This is a genomic window from Mycobacterium sp. NPDC050853 (assembly GCF_040653875.1).
GTDB lineage: Bacteria > Actinomycetota > Actinomycetes > Mycobacteriales > Mycobacteriaceae > Mycobacterium.
The window spans coordinates 177,960-195,210 of the sequence record NZ_JBFAGW010000006.1; the positions used below are offsets into that span (position 1 = coordinate 177,960).

Consider the following 17,251-nt stretch of genomic DNA (forward strand, 5'->3'; position numbering starts at 1 on the left):
GCTACTCGATCACACCGCGCAGGCCGAAGTCGTCAAGCGTCTCGGAGAGGTACGCGGTCAATTCTGCCCGTGATTCGACGATTCCGGGCTGGTAGGCGACGACCGCCACGAAGACCTGACCGTTGACCCGGCCCGAGGCGAGGAACAACTGCCCGTAAGTGCTCAACACCTCATCGGGGCGCACCCGCTGCTCGGCGAGCTTGCAGAAGACGTAGTCGGCGTGAGTGCCGTCGGGCCGGTTCACATCGGAATGCAGCGGCCCCACGTTGGAGCAGCCCACCGGGAAATCGTTGTACTCCAACGCCACATTGGCCAGCCGCCGTGCGGCCGCGCGCGGGATGAATGGAGTGAGCGGCAGCAGCGCCCATTTCTCGTCGGGCTCATCACGCAGACCGGAAAGCACCTGCTTGGTGGCATTGCGGATACCGCGCAGATCGATCGACACATCTGCGGGGTCGATCGTGAACATCACCGAGGTCATCGCGTTGGCGCGGACATCGCCCTCGATGCGCTCGTTCACCGGCATGGACAGCGTCACCTTGCCGTCTTCCCCGGTCCGGCCAAGCTTCGTGGCGAGCTGCGCCGCGAAAGCGCCCACAAGCGAGTTGCTGGTGCCTCCGCGGCCCCGCGCATGTGTGTCCCAATGGGTTTCGTCCAGGTAGACGGTGGCTGCCGGCACTTGGTCGACACGGGAAGACTGTGGGGGCAGCGCGGCATGCCGGATGTCTTGGCGCCGCGCAGACATCATCTTGGTGGCCTTACGAAAGGCCCGGCCGGCCTCCGGCAAATCCCGCCACGTACGCCGCAAGTCTTCGCTCACACCGCGGAACCGCTTGCGCGACCGCGGTATCGAGTACCCCAGGGGCAGATCCGCATCGTTGGCAGCATCGGCGATGGCCTGGCACATGCCCACCCCGTCGGCGATGGTGTGCGAGACCACCAGGCTCACCGCGGTGGCGCCGTCGGCGAATCGAGCCACGCCCAACCGCCAGGCCGGGCCGTACTCGGGGTCGATCGGCAACTGCGCATGCCGGTGCACCCAATCCTGCAGTTCGGCCCGTGGCAGCGGTGCCAGCTCGACGTCGATCGGGTGACAGAACGGATCGAGCACCCAGCGATGGCGCCCGAACGGCAAGCGAGACCGTTCGATTCGCCGCCCGAAGAGTCCCCGTCCCAGATTGGCGTGGAATACGCGCAGTCGGTCGGTGTCGATATCACGTTCGTAGATCCAGACCATCTGTCCCAGTGTGGACATCTCGGTGGCCCGCACGCCCAGGAAAGATGCCTGGTCGACGAAATCCAGATGGGCACTGGCCCTGGCAGTCCCGAAGACGGAACCGGTGACTGGGATTGTCGCCGTCATAGCGACTCTCCCGCCGGCGCCACCCCCAACGTGGTGTAGAGCTCGTTGATAAGCCGCACACTGCGAGGATCGGCATCTGCCTTGGTCACGTCGAACTGGTTCATCACATACGAGTACCCGATACGGTGCTCCAGGTCGACGAATGCGTAGGAACCGCCAGATCCGCCGTGTCCGAAGATCTTCTGATTTGGCCCGGCATAGCAGCGCTGGTTGAGCATGTAGCCCAGGCCCCATCCATGGTTGGCCACCCGCGGTCCCAGCACGACGTCGGGATCGAACCCGCCCTGCGACACCCGCACCAGATTCATGTGCTCACGGCTGAGTAGCTTCTCGCGCGCCATGGCGTTGTAGAAGGTGGCCAGGCCGAGCGCCGACACATGCGCATTGGTGCCCGGGAACTCCAGTGCCCGCCACAACCCGATATCCCGCCGGGCGATCTCGTCGTCGGGGATGAAGTCGCCGGAGATCAGCGGGCCGGACAGCGGATGATCGCTCATGGCATCGAATTCCGAAGGCGCTCCGCGGAAGACATCGCGTAGGAAGGGCTTGTTGACCATCTCGGCGCAGCGGTGGTGCTCGCCATGGGGTAATCCCACATGTACGTCAAGCCCGAACGGCTCGGCGATCTCGGTGCGCAGGAACTCGCCAAGCGTCTGCCCCGTGGTGCGACGGACGACCTCGCCGAGGATGAACCCGAATGTCGCCATGTGGTAGCCCTGCGCGGTCCCGGGTTCCCACCAAGGTGCCGCCCTGGCGAGGTGCTCGCACACCTCGTCCCAGTTGGCGGCCTGCTCGGGCGTCAACCGGGTGCGCGGTCCGATCACACCCGAGCGGTGCCCGAGCACCATGGCCACCGTGATGGATTCCTTACCGGCCTGGCCGAATTCGGGCCAGTACCGGGCAATCGGCGCATGCAGGTCGAGCACACCGCGCTCGATGAGCATGTGAACGCAGGTGCTCATCAACCCCTTGGTGCCGGAATACACCGGCGCCAAGGTGTCTTCCGTCCACGGACGGGTGCGGGCCTCATCAGCCCAGCCGCCCCAGAGGTTGACGACGAGCTCCCCGTCGACCCAGATCGCGACGGCCGCGCCCAGCTCGTCGTTCTCCAGGAAGTTCAACGCGAACGCATGCCGGACGTTGTCGAAATCCGGTGAGCTGGTTCCATTCACCGCAATATCGAGGCTTGTGCTCATGCCAATGCCCACCTTTCACTGCTGTTCAATGCTGCATAGTGCGGCCGCAACGCCGCGGTTTCAGGAAACGAACTGTGACTGCGCGACACGCTGATAAACCAGGCGTGCTACTTCGAGATAGCGCGACACAGATTCACGGGCGACGGCGTTGTCGGGGAATGAGATAGTCAGGTTTGTTTCGTTCTCAAACCTGTTGACCCACATACAGACCTGGTCAGAAGATCGGCTGTCCCCGAAGATTCCACCATTGATGCGATCCCATTCGGCACTGACTGGGATCTTGCGCGCGTCCAGAAAGGACACCATCGGCACTACGTACTCAGGAGCGGTCAGCCCGGATTCCGGGCCGGCTAGTTCCAGCACCCGCTCGAACGGCACCTTGGCCAGGGGTTGACATTCGTCGAACGACTTCTGTGCGGATCTCGCGACGCTGGCGAAGGATCCGTCCGACATGTCGACGACGAAGGGGATGAAACTCGCGTACCAGCCCGCGGACAGCTGCTCCTCCGCGGTGCTGCGAGTGTCATAGGGGGTAATGCCGTAAAAGGTATCGGCGCCGGTGATCTCGCCGTCGATCAAGGCCGCGCACGCGAACACGCCACCGCTGAAGCGCACGCCCGCTTGTTCACATGCCTTCTCGAATGCCACCGTTTCCTCGGCGTCCATCAACTGGGCCGCCACCATCCCGCCGACGTTCGGCACCGACCGGTCCCCGAGCGGCAGCGCGAAGTCGGGCAGGGTGCCGCCGTTGTCCTGCGCGTACTGGATCCAGGCCCGCACCTCGTAGGAGGAGAGGTTCATGGCCTGGTTGTGCGCATGCTCGCGAGCGGAGAATTCCAGGTAGCCCGCCGGAGGCGGGAGCTGCATGGCCGACCCGTACAGGAGGCTGGCATACATCAGCTGGATCTCGACGTACAAGATTCCGGTAGACATCCCGTCGGTGTGCAGATGGTCCACGCTCAGGTACACGGTGAAGTGGTCCGCACGCTGAATCACGCCGAACGTGAAGCAGTCCCACGTGAGCGGCGTCCCCGAGGTGCGCAGCAGGTGCGCACGGATCTCATCGGGTCCCTGCAGTCCATGGTCCTGGGGCACGAAGTCGATCGACTCCGGGTCCTCGATCGCGTGCCGGACGATTCGGTCCTCAGGATCGAACTCGAACCACGAGTGGTAGGTGTCATGTCGCCGCAGGTGTGCGTTGATGGCCGCGGTCATGGCGTCGATATCGCACGTACCCGGGATGTCCCAGGCACCGATCCCGAGCCGGCCCATCTCGCGGTCCTGGCGGGCAAGCTCCCGGTACGAGCGCAGGTGCTGCGCCTGCTGGTAACTGGGCGGAACGGCACTGGCGGGCGCTTGTACCGCGACCTCGCGGGCATGGGGCGAAGCGCTCCAAGAGATGACGGTCCCGGGCTTGGGGCGCCAATCGTGGATCGTTCCGAGTGCAACCATCGTCCCTATCCCCGTCCAGCGATCTTGGATACGAGCCGAACCAAATTCGATTTACCTGCCGCATTGCGAGTGGCAAAGATATTACTCATCGCGCGCAGCGTAGCGAATAAATATCTCGCAAAGGTACGTTACGTGAAAGAAATAGCTAGTGAACTGTGGGTAACGTCCCGCTACATCAAGTTACAGCAACTTACTGAAAGTCTTACGGTAACCCAGTCCCAGCAAATATAACTTGCGTCTAGAAATACCCTATGACCTGCTAATTCATCTCTGGGTACGCGAATAACCAATAACTATGTTTGTAGTGTCATCAGAGAACCTACGGGATCACCGGATAAATTTGTGTGCCACCCCCTCGGCGATCGATACTGTGGCGCACGCCACGTCCGCGGGGCAACTATTTCTGGCGGCCGCCTCTAAATCTGCAGAATCCACAAGGCATTTCGGCCCCGATACCGACGCCTACTGGGAATCTCACGACGATTCTGGATCCACGATCACTCGTCAGCGCCCCCTGAAACGACCTCAGCCGCCCACCCCGAAGGGTGAGCGGCTGAGGGGTTCGTTCTAGCCCTGTCTACGCGTCCAAGAGCGATGCGGGCGGGTTGAAGCGATCGCCGTACTTGGCGGCCAATTCCTTTGCACGAGCAACGAACCCAGCCTTGCCGCCGGGGTAACCCACGATGTACTGGTGCACGCCACCGGTCCAGGGCGGGAACCCAATACCGAAGATGGAACCGATGTTGGCATCCGCGGTCGAGGTCAGCACGCCCTCGTCGAAGCACTTCTGCGTTTCGAGGGCCTCGGCGAACAGCATGCGCTCGATGAGGTCCTGCAGCGGTGGGTTGGCGGGATCGGCGCCATTGCGGGTCTTGAAGGTCTCCCGCAGTCCCTGCCACAGCTCGGTGCGCTTGCCATCCACGTAGTCGTAGAAGCCGGCACCGCCCAGACGGCCCGGACGGCCCGCCTCCACCAGGGTGTCGATGACCCGGCCCGCCGGATCCTCCGGCACATCCTGGCCGGCGGCCTTGGCGGCCTCGACGGTCTCCTTGCGGATCTTCTGCATCAGCGTCAAGTTCAGCTCATCCGAAAGCTGCAGCGGCGGAGCCGGATACCCGGCCTGGCTGCCAGCCTGCTCGATGGTCGCGGGCTCGATGCCCTCGGCCAGCATGGCGACGGCCTCGTTGACGAAGGTGCCGATGACACGCGAGGTGAAGAAGCCGCGGCTGTCGTTGACGACAATCGGGGTCTTCTTGATGGCCAGCACGTAGTCGAACACGCGGGCCAGCGCCTCATCGGAGGTCTTCTCGCCCCGGATGATCTCCACCAGCGGCATCTTGTCGACCGGTGAGAAGAAGTGGATACCGATGAAGTCCTCTTGGCGCTTCACACCCGCAGCCAACCCGGTGATGGGCAGCGTGGAGGTGTTCGAGCCCAACAGTGCGTTGGGCTCCACGACATCCTCGATCTCCTGGAAGACCTTGTGCTTGAGCTCGGTGTTCTCGAAGACCGCCTCGATCACGAAGTCGACACCGGCCAGATCGGCGGGATCGGCGGCAGGAGTGATCTTGGCCAGCAGTGCCGCGGACTTTTCGGCGGTGGTCTTGCCGCGCGAAAGAGCCTTCTCTTCAATCTTTTCCGAGTAGGCCTTGCCCTTCTGGGCGGCCTCCAGCGTGACATCCTTGAGCACCACGTCGTAACCGGCCTTGGCCGAGACATAGGCGATACCGGCGCCCATCATGCCCGCGCCCAGCACACCGATCTTCTTGATCGGCGTCGCAGCGATGCCCTCCGGGCGCGATCCGCCGCCGTTGATGGTCTGCAGGTCGAAGAAGAACGCCTGCGTCATGTTCTTGGCGACCTGGCCGGTGGTCAGGCTGGTGAAGTAGCGGCTCTCGATGCGGCTGGCCGTATCGAAGTCCACCTGAGCACCCTCGACCGCAGCGGCCAGGATGGCCCGCGGGGCCGGCATCGGCGCACCCTTGAGCTGCTTCTTCAGGTTCGACGGGAATGACGGCAGGATGGCCGCCAACGCCGGGGTGGCCGGGGTGCCGCCAGGGATCTTGTAGCCCTTGACATCCCAGCGCTGCACGGCTTCGGGGTTGGCCTTGACCCACGCCTTGGCGGCAGGGATCAGCTCGTCGACGGAGCCGACCAATTCGTCAACCAGGCCGACTTCCTTGGCCTTGGTCGGGTTGAACCGGGTGCCCTGCGCCAGCACGGTGACAAAGCCGTTCTGGATGCCGAGCATGCGGGTCACGCGGGTGACGCCACCGCCACCGGGCAGCAGACCCAGCGATACCTCGGGCAGACCGATCTGAGATCCCTTGACATCGGCCGCAATCCGGTAATGCGTGGCCAGCGCGATCTCCAGGCCACCACCGAGGGCGGCGCCGTTGATGGCGGCGACGACTGGACGACCGAAGGTCTCCAGCGTGCGCAGATCCTTCTTGATCTCCTCGACCTCGTTGAAGGCCTCCTGGGCGTGCTCGGGCTGGATCTGGATGATCTTGGTGAGGTCACCACCGGCGAAGAATGTCTTCTTGGCGCTGGTGATAACCACGCCGGTGATCGAATCCTTCTCTTCCACAAGGCGCTTGACGGCCGCGGCCATCGACTGCTTGTAGTCGTCGTTCATCACGTTGGCCGAGCCGTTGGGGTCGTCCAGGGTGAGGGTGACGATGCCGTCGGCATCCTTATCCCACTGAATTGTGTTTGCACTCATTGGTTCTGGCTCCTCTTGTCTTATCCGGCTCAGACTCGCTCGATGATGGTGGCTACGCCCATGCCGCCGCCGACGCACAGCGTGATCAGCGCGCGACGCAGGCCACGGCGCTCCAGCTCGTCGACCATGGTTCCGGTGATCATGGCGCCGGTGGCACCCAGGGGGTGGCCCATGGCGATGGCACCGCCGTTGACGTTGAGCTTCTCGTCCGGGATGTTCAGATCCTTCTGGAACTTCAGCACCACGGAGGCGAAGGCCTCGTTGAGCTCGAACAGATCGATATCGTCCACAGTCAGTCCGGCGCGGTCGAGCGCCTTCTTGGTGGCCGGGGTGGGGCCGGTCAGCATGATGAGCGGCTCTGCACCGGTGGTGGCGGTGGCCACGACCCGGGCACGCGGGGTGAGGCCCTGTGACTTACCCGCCTCCTCGGAACCGACCAGCACCAGGGCGGCGCCGTCGACGATGCCGGAGCTGTTGCCGCCGGTGTGCACGTGGTTGATCTTCTCGACGTAGGTGTACTTGATGCGTGCCACATCGTCGAACCCACCCAGAGCAGCGAGGCCCTCGAAGGCCGGCTTCAGCTTGCCCAGGTCCGCGGCGGTGGTGCCGGGGCGCATGTGCTCGTCGTGATCCAGGATGAGCAGACCGTTCTGGTCCTTCACCGGCACAACGGACTTGGCGAAGTAACCGCCCGACCATGCGGCCGCGGCGCGATCCTGCGAGCGGGCGGCGTAGGCGTCGACATCGTCACGGGTGAAGCCCTCGATGGTGGCGATCAGGTCGGCACCGATGCCCTGCGGCACGAAGGACACGTCGTAGTTGGTGGCCGGGTCCGAGGCCCAGGCGCCGCCGTCGCTGCCCATCGGCACGCGCGACATGGATTCCACACCACCGGCGAGCACCAGGTCGTCCCAACCGGAACGGACCTTCTGGGCCGCGATATTGACGGCTTCCAGGCCGGAGGCGCAGAAGCGGTTGAGCTGCACGCCACCGACGGTGTCGGGCAGGCCGGCGGCCAGCACCGCGGTGCGAGCGATATCGCCACCCTGGTCGCCGACGGGGGCCACGACGCCGAGCACGACATCGCTGATCAGGTTCTCGTCCAGATCGGGGAAGCGGCGACGGATCTCTTCGATCAGGCCGACCACAAGGTTCAGCGGCTTGACCTCGTTGAGGGCGCCGCCCCTCTGCTTACCGCGCGGTGTGCGGATGGCCTCGTAGATGAATGCTTCAGTCATGGGTATACGTCCTTATAGGGAGGTGCGTATGGGGCATGTGGTGCAAGCGCCGCGGCGTTTGCACCCGGATTGACTCCGGGTCAGTTTCACCGAGACAGCCCTACGTTAGACCAGGACACCGCACCGGCGGTACGCAGCCCTCCCAACCCGTTGGTTGGGAGGGCTGCGCGGCGTACTTCACCTGGGGGTGGCGCCCCAGCCGAGTGTGCGGTTTCCGGTGCTCTCTGACGAGATTCCACCAAAATCCGCACGCTCGGGACCGGAGCCAACCAGTCTGGGGCCATGCCTACATGGCCCTTCGTGGTGCTCGCGACCCTGGCGATCGGTGCGGCCGGACTTGCGCCGCCGGCGCAGGCCGAGCCCGAGCAGACCAGCCCAGACGCCGCCTTCGAACAACGCGCGCCACTGCACTATTGCGGGCGATTGCGCATGCTGCCGCCGGCGCATGAGATCCCGCCCAACTATCTGAACTGCATGCGCCAGGCCCGCGCCGCGGGTACCGGGGCCGAGTTGGTGACCATCGTCGCGAATTTCTTCCTCGAGGACACCACCACCTATTACCGGGTATACAGCGCCGACCGGGATGTGGAGGTTTTCGTGGACAACCGCGACCGAGACAACCCCGGCTTGACGCACTACTTCTGCCCGATACCTGATACCGACCTGTCCTTCGAACCGCCCAGCTGCTAGAACCGGCGGTAGGCTGCGACCGTGGAGCCGAGGACCGTCAGGCGGCTGCGGCCATACGCCACCACGATTTTCGCCGAGATGTCGGCGCTGGCCGTCCAACATGACGCGATCAATCTGGGACAGGGCTTTCCCGATGAGGACGGCCCGCCCGCCATGCTGGAGGCCGCACGCGAAGCCATCGCAAGCGGAATGAACCAATACCCGCCCGGCCCGGGCATTCCCGAGCTGCGCCGGGCCATCGCCGCCGACCGGCTGGCCCGGTACGGGGAGGATCTGGACCCGGACACTCAGGTCCTGGTCACCGTCGGCGCCACCGAAGCAATCGCCGGGGCGCTACTCGGGCTCGTCGAGCCCGACTCGGAGGTCATCCTCATCGAGCCCTACTACGACTCCTACGCGGCGGTGGTGGCGATGGCCGGTGCCACGCTGGTGCCGGTATCCCTGGTGCCCGACGCGGACGGCTTCGCGCTGGACCTCGATGCGCTGGCCGCCGCGATCACTCCCCGGACGGCGGCGCTGGTGATCAACTCACCGCATAACCCGACCGGCGCCGTCTTCACCGACGAGGAGCTGGCACGGGTCGCCGCACTCGCCGTCGAACACGACCTGATCGTCATTTCCGACGAGGTCTATGAACGGCTGTTGTTCGACGGGCGCACCCACACGCCGATGGCCAGCCTGCCGGGGATGGCCGATCGCACCGTGACGATCTCCAGTGCCGCCAAGACATTCAACTGCACCGGCTGGAAGATTGGCTGGGCTTGTGGCGCACCAGAGTTGATCTCAGGAGTGCGGGCCGCCAAACAATACCTGTCCTACGTCGGCGGTGGACCCTTTCAGCCCGCCATTGCGGTAGCACTCGACACCGAACAAGCGTGGGTGAAGAACTTGCGGGGGTCGCTGCAGCGCAGGCGCGATCGCCTGTCCGATGCTCTCGCCGGGCTGGGTTTCGAGGTGCACCGCAGCGAGGGTGGGTACTTCGTATGCGTCGACCCGCGGCCTCTCGGGTTCAGCGACAGCGCAGAGCTCTGCCAGCGCCTCCCGGAAGCCGTTGGGGTGGCGGCAGTTCCGGTAAGCGCCTTCTGCGACGCCTACGCGGGCCAATGGAATCACCTGGTGCGGTTCACCTTCGCCAAACGCGACGCAGTAATCGACGAGGCAATAGCCCGACTGGCGAGGCTAGGAGCCTAGTCCCACCGCAGCCGTGTCCGGACGCTGCCGCGCCTTGGCCAGTCCCGGGAGGATCTTGATGAAATCGGTGATCTCGGCGACGGCACGCCGCGCATCGGGGTTGGACAGCGCGAACACCTGGAATACGTGAATGGCGCGATCGAAGATCTGCAGCCGCACCGGAACACCGGCGGCGACAAGGCGTTCCGCGAGCAACTCCGAGTCCGACCGCAATGCCTCTTGCGAGCCCACCTGCAACAGGAACGGCCCCAGACCCGTCAGGTCCGCGTCGGCCGGGCAAGGCCCCGGCTGACGCGCACCGTTGCGCAGCAGGAACACGTCGTTGATCATCTTCAAGAAGTTCACCGGGAACATGGCATCGCCAACACGTTTGCCTGCAGCGTATTTCGGCTCCATATCATTACTGGTAGCCGCCGATATCAACACGCAGCCCGCGGGCGGAGTCAGCCCCTGGTCCCGTACCGCGATCGCGGTCATCGCCGCCAGGAAGCCACCGGCCGAATCGCCCGCCAGCACGATGTTGTCCGGATCCACACCCTGATCCAGGACATACCGGTACGCATCGACACCGTCGGCGACGGCATCCTCGACCAGATTGCGGGGGCACAGCCGGTACCCCACGCTTAGCGCCCGCGCACCGGAGTCACGCGCGATATGGCTGACCAGCGGGCGGTGGCTGTTGATGCCCAGTGCGATGAATGCCGACCCGTGGAAGTAGATGACCACCGGCGCATCACTTGATGAGCTGTGCCCCGGTACGTTCTTGGTGTTCCACGTCCACTCGGCAGGGCAGTTCGGCAGCTGCACGCGCTCGGTGCGGGTCCCGCGCACGCCGGGCACCCAGCCCATGAGCCGCTCCGTCCCGTCGTATCGCCGGTTCAGCAGAAACTGCGGGAACCGGCGATTGACGGCCAACATCGCCTGCGTCATCGCGAAGAGACCGGGCTTGCCCAATGCCTTGAACAGGTAGGTCTCGGCGACCGAATGCCAATTGGCCTTACCCATCCACTCCGGCCCGGTGTACACGGGAGCAGTCACCTCGGGCCCAGAAAGTTCGGGCATAGCATTCTTTTGGGCACGGGACATCGGTTCGGGTCTCCTCGTAGCGTCGTTGCTTTGCGTGAGACTATCAGTACCCAGTACTAATAGTCCTGCCTAGATCACCAGCCGATATCGGCGATTTCAGTGGTGTCCTTCGGCGACGCCTCGATAGGACCGCTCGGAGTCCGCGAGAACCGGGGAGCGGGCGCCGCCTGGGTCACACCATCGACATCGACCACGGTGTCGCGCCCCCTCAGGTGTGCGTCCTGCTTGGCCTCGCCCCAGGTGAGCACCGGTGACACACAGGCGTCCGTACCGATGAAGATCTCGGTCCACTCGTCGCGTGTCTTGGCCTTGAAGGCATCGTCGAACATCTTGCGCATCTCTGGGTACCGCGCCTTGTCGAGCTGGAACGGCACACTGTCGGGGTCCAGCCCCAGACCCTGCACCAAGATCGCGAAGAACTGCGGCTCGATAGAACCCACCGCCATGTACTTGCCATCCGAGGTCTCGTAGGTGCCGTAGAACGGCGCGCCACCGTCGAGCAGCCCAGATTCCCGTTCGTCGAACAGCAGGCCGTTGTTGTACATCGTCCACTGCATCTGGGCGAGCTGGCTGACACCGTCGACCATCGCGGCGTCGATAACCTGCCCCTTGCCGGACTTCTCCCGCTCGTACAGCGCCGCCAGGATCCCCTGCACCAAAAGCATTGAGCCACCGCCGAAGTCGGCGACCAAGTTCATCGGCGGCATCGGCGGGCGGTCCCGGTAACCCATGGACCCCAGGGCTCCGGTCAGCGACAGGTAGTTGATGTCATGTCCGGCACGCTCCGCCATCGGCCCGTTCTGGCCCCAACCGGTCATGCGGGCGAAGATGATGCGCGGGTTGCGCTTGGCGCACTCCTGCGGCCCGATCCCAATGCGCTCGCACACACCGGGCCGGAACGGGTCCAGCAGCACATCGGCCTTGTCGACGAGCGCCAGCAGCGCCTCGGTGTCCTTCTTGACGTCCAGGTTGACCAGGCGCTTGCCGCGGTGGAACAGATCCTTCTCCTCGGCAGGGATGGCAAGCCCGCCGGGGCGACGCACCCGGATGACATCTGCACCCAAGTCGGACAACATCATTGCCGCGTGTGGCCCGGGACCGATGCCGCCGAGCTCGATCACCTTTACGCCCGCGAGAGGGCCAGTCTTGACGCCTGTGTCAGTCATGGGGCCACCCTAGCGTGCCCAGTCAACCCGTTGGTTGGGAAACCCTCCCGCACTCCGACCCAAAGGCGCGTACTACAGCGACGACGAGATCGCCGGAGCCGATACCGGTGCGGGTGTCGGAGTTGGGGTCGGGAAGTTGGGGATCGGCGACCGCGACGTGGTCGGCGCGGCCGGGGCATCCGATGCCGGTGGCGGCTCCGGCGGCGGCGTGTACTCGTAGACGGGCAACGGCGCGGGTGGTGGATCGTCGTCGCCCTCACGGAAGTGCGTCGAGCGGAACAGATCGATCACCTTGCCGAGGTCGTGCAGGCGCAGCGCCGGTGGCCGTCCCCCACGCGCATCGCGGATGCGCTGGGCCTCCCATGCGACAAGGCATTGCGCCGACGGGGTGTTGTACAGACTCTCCAAGAAGGGAGTCAACGCTTTCGCGAGGTCACCCTCGGCCTTGAGGACGTCGCCGCGGTAGGGGCCGTAGTAGGGGAGGATCGCTTCGAGGATCCGCACCATGACGGTCTGGAATCGGGTGACGAACTGGTCGATCCCCCACGGATGCCGGGACAGCAACGGGGAGATCCGGGCCAGAACCGGACCCATCATCTTCAGAATCGGTTCATAGGCCGTGGCCGGGGCGAACGCCTCCGATGAGAACACGCCAGCCGCCGGTGCCACGTCGATCAGCGACGCCAACCCGCCCTGCTCATCCGGCCCCGGCGCGGGCCAGCCGAAAGGGCAAGGGGCAGCAACAGATATCGGAAGGCCGCGGTCGGTCACCGAAGGCAGTAAACCGAACGGTCCAGCGGCCTGCCCCGGTGGATGCGAGGGTGTCTGAGGGCGAGGCAGGGGAGCCACCAATTGCGGCCCCGGCGGTGGCACCGGGATGGGGATAGCCCCTTCGGGAATCGAGCCGTCGCGGTTCACGATCTGATACCCGACGATGGGTGCTCGCGGAGGTGAGTACGACAACTGGGTGATGGCGGCCACGCTGCCAATCACGGTAATAGCAGCGAATGTCCTTACCGCGACCACGAATACGCGTTCCTTGGCGGGCGTCCGACCAGTGGAGGCGATCGCAGCCGTCTCTGCTGCCGGCATCGGGGTCAACGCCGCCGTCTCATCTTCGTCCAATCGACTCATCGGTCCTTCACCACACCTTCGAGGTGCCAGACCCCGGTGAAACTGTTGAACGGGCCGCCCACGATCAGACTTGTCCAATCGAGAGTGAACTTCTTGGTGTTCTTGTCGTATGTCCCCGTGGCCCTGGGACTCTCGCCGTCTACGGAATCGCGACCGACCCAACGCCCCGCGACGAACTCCCATACCTGCTTGGCACGCGCCTCGCCGGGAATCTGAGCCTGCTCCTTGGGTTTCGGCTTGGGCGCGCCCTGGTTGAACTCCTGACGGTTCCACGAGGCGGCCCAGGCGGAAAGGTCCGCCGTAATCTTGTCGCCCGCCACCGTGGCCGAGGGCGCCAGAAGCTCGCGCCGTGTCTGCGGGTCGATCTTGTTGGTGGAGATGCCGAATTCGATGTTGAAGAACTTCGTCGGCTGGGTCACGCGAGTGGCCAGCGAGTATCCGGTGGCCTCGTCGAATGCAGGATCCGGTTCACCCTGGTAGCCGCCCAGGACTAGCCCGCCATCCGTGCCCGGTGCGAGCAGCGTCGCCGCCCCCTGCGGCACAGGAGAATTCGCATTCGGCATGAAAGGCCCCTCTTGGGGGTTGCCGCCCGGTTGCACCATCTTGAACCAAGTTCCGCTGAGCTTGTTCCCGTCGATCGTGCCGGGCTCCAATGCCAGGAGCCCGGTGAGTGCGGACTCGGCCGGCTTCTCCGACCCACAGGCCGGAGCCGTCACCAGCACCGTCGCCGCCAGCGCCGCGCCAAGCGCGCTGCGCATCATCGTCTTTTTGGCCACCGTGCGGCTCCTTTCACGTCAATAGCGGCCACGGCCGCCAGTACACCGGGCACCAGGAAGAACCACCCGAAATAGTCGAATGACCGGAAACCCAGCGGCACGGTGATCCGATCGAGCGCTACCACCCTGCCGAAGTTGTCCACGTTGTCGGCCATCACTCCGATAAGCGAAGCGAAATCCGCTGTCATGGGCTGCCATTGGGCAACAAAGGCGTCGATACCCGGAACCGCGCGGGCCGGATCATGATGCCGTAGATCACCGAGGAACTGGGTGTCCAGCTCCCCTTCCGCTGCGACCAGCACCACGAAATGCCGCTGAACCGCCGCCACTCGTTCATGCGTCATGATCGGGGTGAAGGCATCGATGAGCTGGGTACCCGCCGGAGCACGGGAGAAGAGCCCGTCAGCGAACGGTACGGCGATCAGCACCACTGCCGCCAGGACCGCGAGAACCCGCGCACCAAGCGCCTTTTCGCCGTTTCGTGTCCGTCGAAGACCCCAGACCCCGGCGCCGACCAGGACTAGTCCCGGCACCGCCAGCAGGAACGGAAACACGTCGAACGGGCCGACGGCGCGCAGCTTCCCGTAGTTGCCCACCTGACCGTCTACCGCGTCCAGCAGACCGTTCATATCCTGTCGGATCGACGGATATTGCGCGACAAAGGAATCCAGACGCTCATAGTGCCCGCCCGCGATAGCCTGGGTCGCCTGCACATCGGCGCGGGCGGCATCCACGGTGTCGAGGTAACCGCGGAATTTGGTGAGCACCTCCGACGACACGAAGGGGTGAAACTCGGTGAGCAGCTGTTGACCACCCGCGGCGCGCGTGAACATCCCGGTGACCACCGGGACCACGAACAGCAGCACACCGAGCGCGATGAGTGCGACAAACGGCCACCGGGGTTTTGGAGCCGGTCCGGCCTCGGCAACCACCGCCTGCTCGCCGACGATATCCGCGTACGAGGGCAGGGCCGCTTTGGACGTCTCGGCCAACCGCTCAGCGGCCACGGCTGAAGATCCGCTCCCCCACCACAAACAGGATTCCGCCACCGATGGCCACGAATACCAGCAGCGCAATGACCCACGGTGGGGTCACGGTGCGGGGGTTGTCGTCAACGGGCAACGCGATGAGCTGCTGGCCGGCCGATAGCGGTGGCGGCGCCACCACCTGTTGCCCTGCCTGAACAACGACCTGCCCGGGGGCAGCCGGCGCGGCCACGGCGGCGGGCGGTGCATCCGCCGCCGGCGGGGCACCCGGCGGCGGAGGGGGTGATGGTTCGGCGACCGCGCCACCGGCGCCACCCCCGACCTTGCCCACCAAATGCCACAGCCCGGTGAAGTCGTTGAACGGACCGCCCACGATCTGGCTGGTCCACTCGACGATGAAGGCGCCGGTGTTGCGGTCGTAGGTGCCGGTCACCGGCGTGGTCTTACCGGGAAAGGCGCCACCGGGTTTCGGCGATCCCTGGTTGAACAACTGGTTGTTCCACGTCACCCCGAAGGCACTGAGATCGCCTCCGAGCTTGTTGCCGCTCACCGTGATCTGGGGCGTGGCGGTGCCCTGACCGGTCTGCGGATCGGTCTGGTTGGATGCGGTGGCAAAGCCCACGCCATAGAACTTGACCGGCTGAGTAATGCTGCCGGACACCGCGTTTCCGTTTCCATCGAAGGCGCTGGCGGGCTGCGGCTGATATTCACCCGACTTCAAGCCACCGTCGCTTCCCGGTGCCAGCAGGGTGACCGTGTTATCCGAGCAGGTCGAATCGCCATTGGCCAGGTAGGGGCCGGATGCGTCACCGGCGGGCAGAATCATGCGGAAGTAGGAGCCGGTGGCCCGACCCTCCGCGCAGCTGCCGGGGCTCAACGCGAACAGTCCGTTGAGCGGCGTGGCCGTATCCGCCAGCGCCGGATAGGCGGCGGGCGAGATGGCCGCGGCTGCCACGACAAGGACGACTGTCGCGCGGCGGGTGAGATGCTTGATCATCGGCGCTTCCTGTTGCACTTACCCGAGCACGAGCTGGGAACGCCGCAAACCTATGAACGCCACGAACATGCGTCAATGGCAACGTCTGGTCAGCGATATTCCTCCTGGTGACGTTCCCGCAGGTGGTGGGCGTGCAACCCTATGGGCAGCCGTTCGATTCACCCCGAGCCGATTTGGGTCACTTTGGCTTATCGCCGCTGGCCGGTGGTATTTTGCTCGGCATGGCAACAGCCGGATGGCGCGTGATTGCCGCGCTCCTGACGCTGCTGGCGCTCGCCGGTTGTTCCTCCGACCACAGTGCGGTACCTGCGCCCACGCCGCCCCAGACTGCCGACGGTTTCCCCCTGAGCATTCCGCACAGGTATGGCAATACGGTCGTGCCGTGGCGGCCCGACCGCGTCGTCACCCTGGGCTGGAACGACCAGGACATCGCTCAGGCATTGGGCACCAGGCCTGTCGGCATCCGGTCCACACTGCCGGAATATCCCACCTATCCCTGGGTCCGACCCGAGGTCGCGAACCCTCCCATCGTCTCGGGCACCGACCTGGATTTCGATGCCATCGCCGCTGCAAAACCCCATCTCATCCTGGCCACCGGTGCCGATATCGACAGACCCACCTACGACAGACTCGCCAAGATCGCACCGACCGTCGTTTCGGAGAATCGCCTCGACCGATCCGAAACACCTTGGTATACCCAGCTCTTTACCATCGGGCGAGCTCTGGGTAAGTCCGATCAGGCACGCGAGCGATCCGAAGAGGTCGGGACCCGTTACAACCAGATACGCAGGGGACACCAGCACTGGGTCAACCGCACGGCCGTGGTCGATTGGATGGCCGACGGGCAAGGCACCTTCCTGGTGGGCTTCCGAGATCCACGCCGGGCGGTATTCGACGGTCTGGGGTTCCTGAGCCAGAAGTACTCCGGCCCCGTGCCCGACGACGAGCTGAAAACCAAGGCGGACGAGGACCTCTTGGTGGTGGTGGGGGCTACCGAAGAGCAGGCCAAGTCCCTGGGTGCGCTTGCCAACCTGCGTAACGTCATCGAGGGGCGCGCCGTCTACATCCCGGCGAACAGCCCGGTGGTGAGTGCAATGCGGCTCGGCGGGCCATTCGCCCGGATCTATGCCCTCGAACAACTGACACCCCAGCTCGAAGCGGCGTTGAAACCAACTCCCCCGCGATAACCGGCTATTGGGTTCAGATCTCACCAGTCGCGCTGACGTAAACCTGTGGCCCCCGTCACGCCCG

General features: G+C 64.8%; 14 protein-coding genes. 3 read left to right on the forward strand and 11 right to left on the reverse strand.

All coding sequences use genetic code 11. The features are described 5' to 3' along the window. Position 1 precedes the first annotated feature (1 nt). The 5 genes from AB0H22_RS19410 to AB0H22_RS19430 all read right to left on the reverse strand — a co-directional run bounded on the left by AB0H22_RS19410 (position 2) and on the right by AB0H22_RS19430 (position 7,974). A complete protein-coding gene (locus AB0H22_RS19410; protein WP_358148246.1) occupies positions 2-1,363 on the reverse strand; it encodes a hypothetical protein in 1,362 nt (453 codons plus the stop codon). Next, a complete protein-coding gene (locus AB0H22_RS19415; RefSeq protein ID WP_180751058.1) occupies positions 1,360-2,559 on the reverse strand; it encodes a serine hydrolase domain-containing protein in 1,200 nt (399 codons plus the stop codon). The genes AB0H22_RS19410 and AB0H22_RS19415 overlap by 4 nt, the downstream gene beginning before the upstream one ends. 60 nt (positions 2,560-2,619) lie before the next feature. Next, positions 2,620-4,011, reverse strand: coding sequence for a condensation domain-containing protein (locus AB0H22_RS19420; protein ID WP_358148248.1), 1,392 nt, complete (start codon positions 4,009-4,011; stop codon positions 2,620-2,622). Between the two features lie 577 nt (positions 4,012-4,588). Beyond that, on the reverse strand, positions 4,589-6,736 hold the full coding sequence (locus tag AB0H22_RS19425) for a 3-hydroxyacyl-CoA dehydrogenase NAD-binding domain-containing protein (protein WP_180751056.1): 2,148 nt from the start codon (positions 6,734-6,736) through the stop codon (positions 4,589-4,591). A 29-nt stretch (positions 6,737-6,765) separates the two neighbouring features. Then, complete coding sequence (locus AB0H22_RS19430) at positions 6,766-7,974, reverse strand: acetyl-CoA C-acetyltransferase (RefSeq protein ID WP_180751055.1); 1,209 nt, start codon at positions 7,972-7,974, stop codon at positions 6,766-6,768. Positions 7,975-8,256: 282 nt separating this feature from the next. On the opposite strand from AB0H22_RS19430, the gene AB0H22_RS19435 reads away from it, so the two are divergent. Both AB0H22_RS19435 and AB0H22_RS19440 read left to right on the forward strand, forming a co-directional pair. After that, on the forward strand, positions 8,257-8,664 hold the full coding sequence (locus AB0H22_RS19435) for a hypothetical protein (RefSeq protein ID WP_180751054.1): 408 nt from the start codon (positions 8,257-8,259) through the stop codon (positions 8,662-8,664). A gap of 21 nt (positions 8,665-8,685) precedes the next feature. Then, complete coding sequence (locus tag AB0H22_RS19440) at positions 8,686-9,855, forward strand: pyridoxal phosphate-dependent aminotransferase (RefSeq protein WP_358148252.1); 1,170 nt, start codon at positions 8,686-8,688, stop codon at positions 9,853-9,855. Here the strand turns inward: AB0H22_RS19440 and AB0H22_RS19445 are convergent. The 6 genes from AB0H22_RS19445 to AB0H22_RS19470 all read right to left on the reverse strand — a co-directional run bounded on the left by AB0H22_RS19445 (position 9,844) and on the right by AB0H22_RS19470 (position 16,000). Beyond that, positions 9,844-10,917, reverse strand: coding sequence for an alpha/beta hydrolase (locus tag AB0H22_RS19445; RefSeq protein ID WP_358148254.1), 1,074 nt, complete (start codon positions 10,915-10,917; stop codon positions 9,844-9,846). The two genes, AB0H22_RS19440 and AB0H22_RS19445, sit on opposite strands and share 12 nt — an antisense overlap. Before the next feature lie 98 nt (positions 10,918-11,015). Next, positions 11,016-12,107 carry a CaiB/BaiF CoA-transferase family protein gene (locus AB0H22_RS19450; RefSeq protein WP_180751051.1) on the reverse strand — a complete coding sequence of 364 codons (1,092 nt, stop codon included), beginning with the start codon at positions 12,105-12,107 and terminating at the stop codon, positions 11,016-11,018. 72 nt (positions 12,108-12,179) lie between these two features. Further along, positions 12,180-13,208, reverse strand: a complete 1,029-nt coding sequence (locus AB0H22_RS19455) for a hypothetical protein (protein WP_180751265.1) — start codon at positions 13,206-13,208, stop codon at positions 12,180-12,182. Between the two features lie 29 nt (positions 13,209-13,237). Beyond that, positions 13,238-14,002, reverse strand: coding sequence for a hypothetical protein (locus AB0H22_RS19460; protein ID WP_180751263.1), 765 nt, complete (start codon positions 14,000-14,002; stop codon positions 13,238-13,240). After that, positions 13,999-14,949 (reverse strand): hypothetical protein, encoded by a 951-nt coding sequence (locus AB0H22_RS19465; RefSeq protein ID WP_358148436.1) that lies wholly within the window; start codon positions 14,947-14,949, stop codon positions 13,999-14,001. Before AB0H22_RS19465 ends, AB0H22_RS19460 begins: the two co-directional genes overlap by 4 nt. Positions 14,950-15,013: 64 nt before the next feature. Next, complete coding sequence (locus AB0H22_RS19470) at positions 15,014-16,000, reverse strand: hypothetical protein (protein ID WP_180751050.1); 987 nt, start codon at positions 15,998-16,000, stop codon at positions 15,014-15,016. A 221-nt stretch (positions 16,001-16,221) separates the two neighbouring features. Here AB0H22_RS19470 and AB0H22_RS19475 point away from each other — a divergent pair, with 221 nt between their 5' ends. Further along, the gene (locus tag AB0H22_RS19475; RefSeq protein WP_358148257.1) at positions 16,222-17,187 is read left to right on the forward strand and encodes an ABC transporter substrate-binding protein; all 966 of its coding nucleotides are present in this window, start codon (positions 16,222-16,224) and stop codon (positions 17,185-17,187) included. The last annotated feature ends 64 nt before the right edge of the window (positions 17,188-17,251 follow it).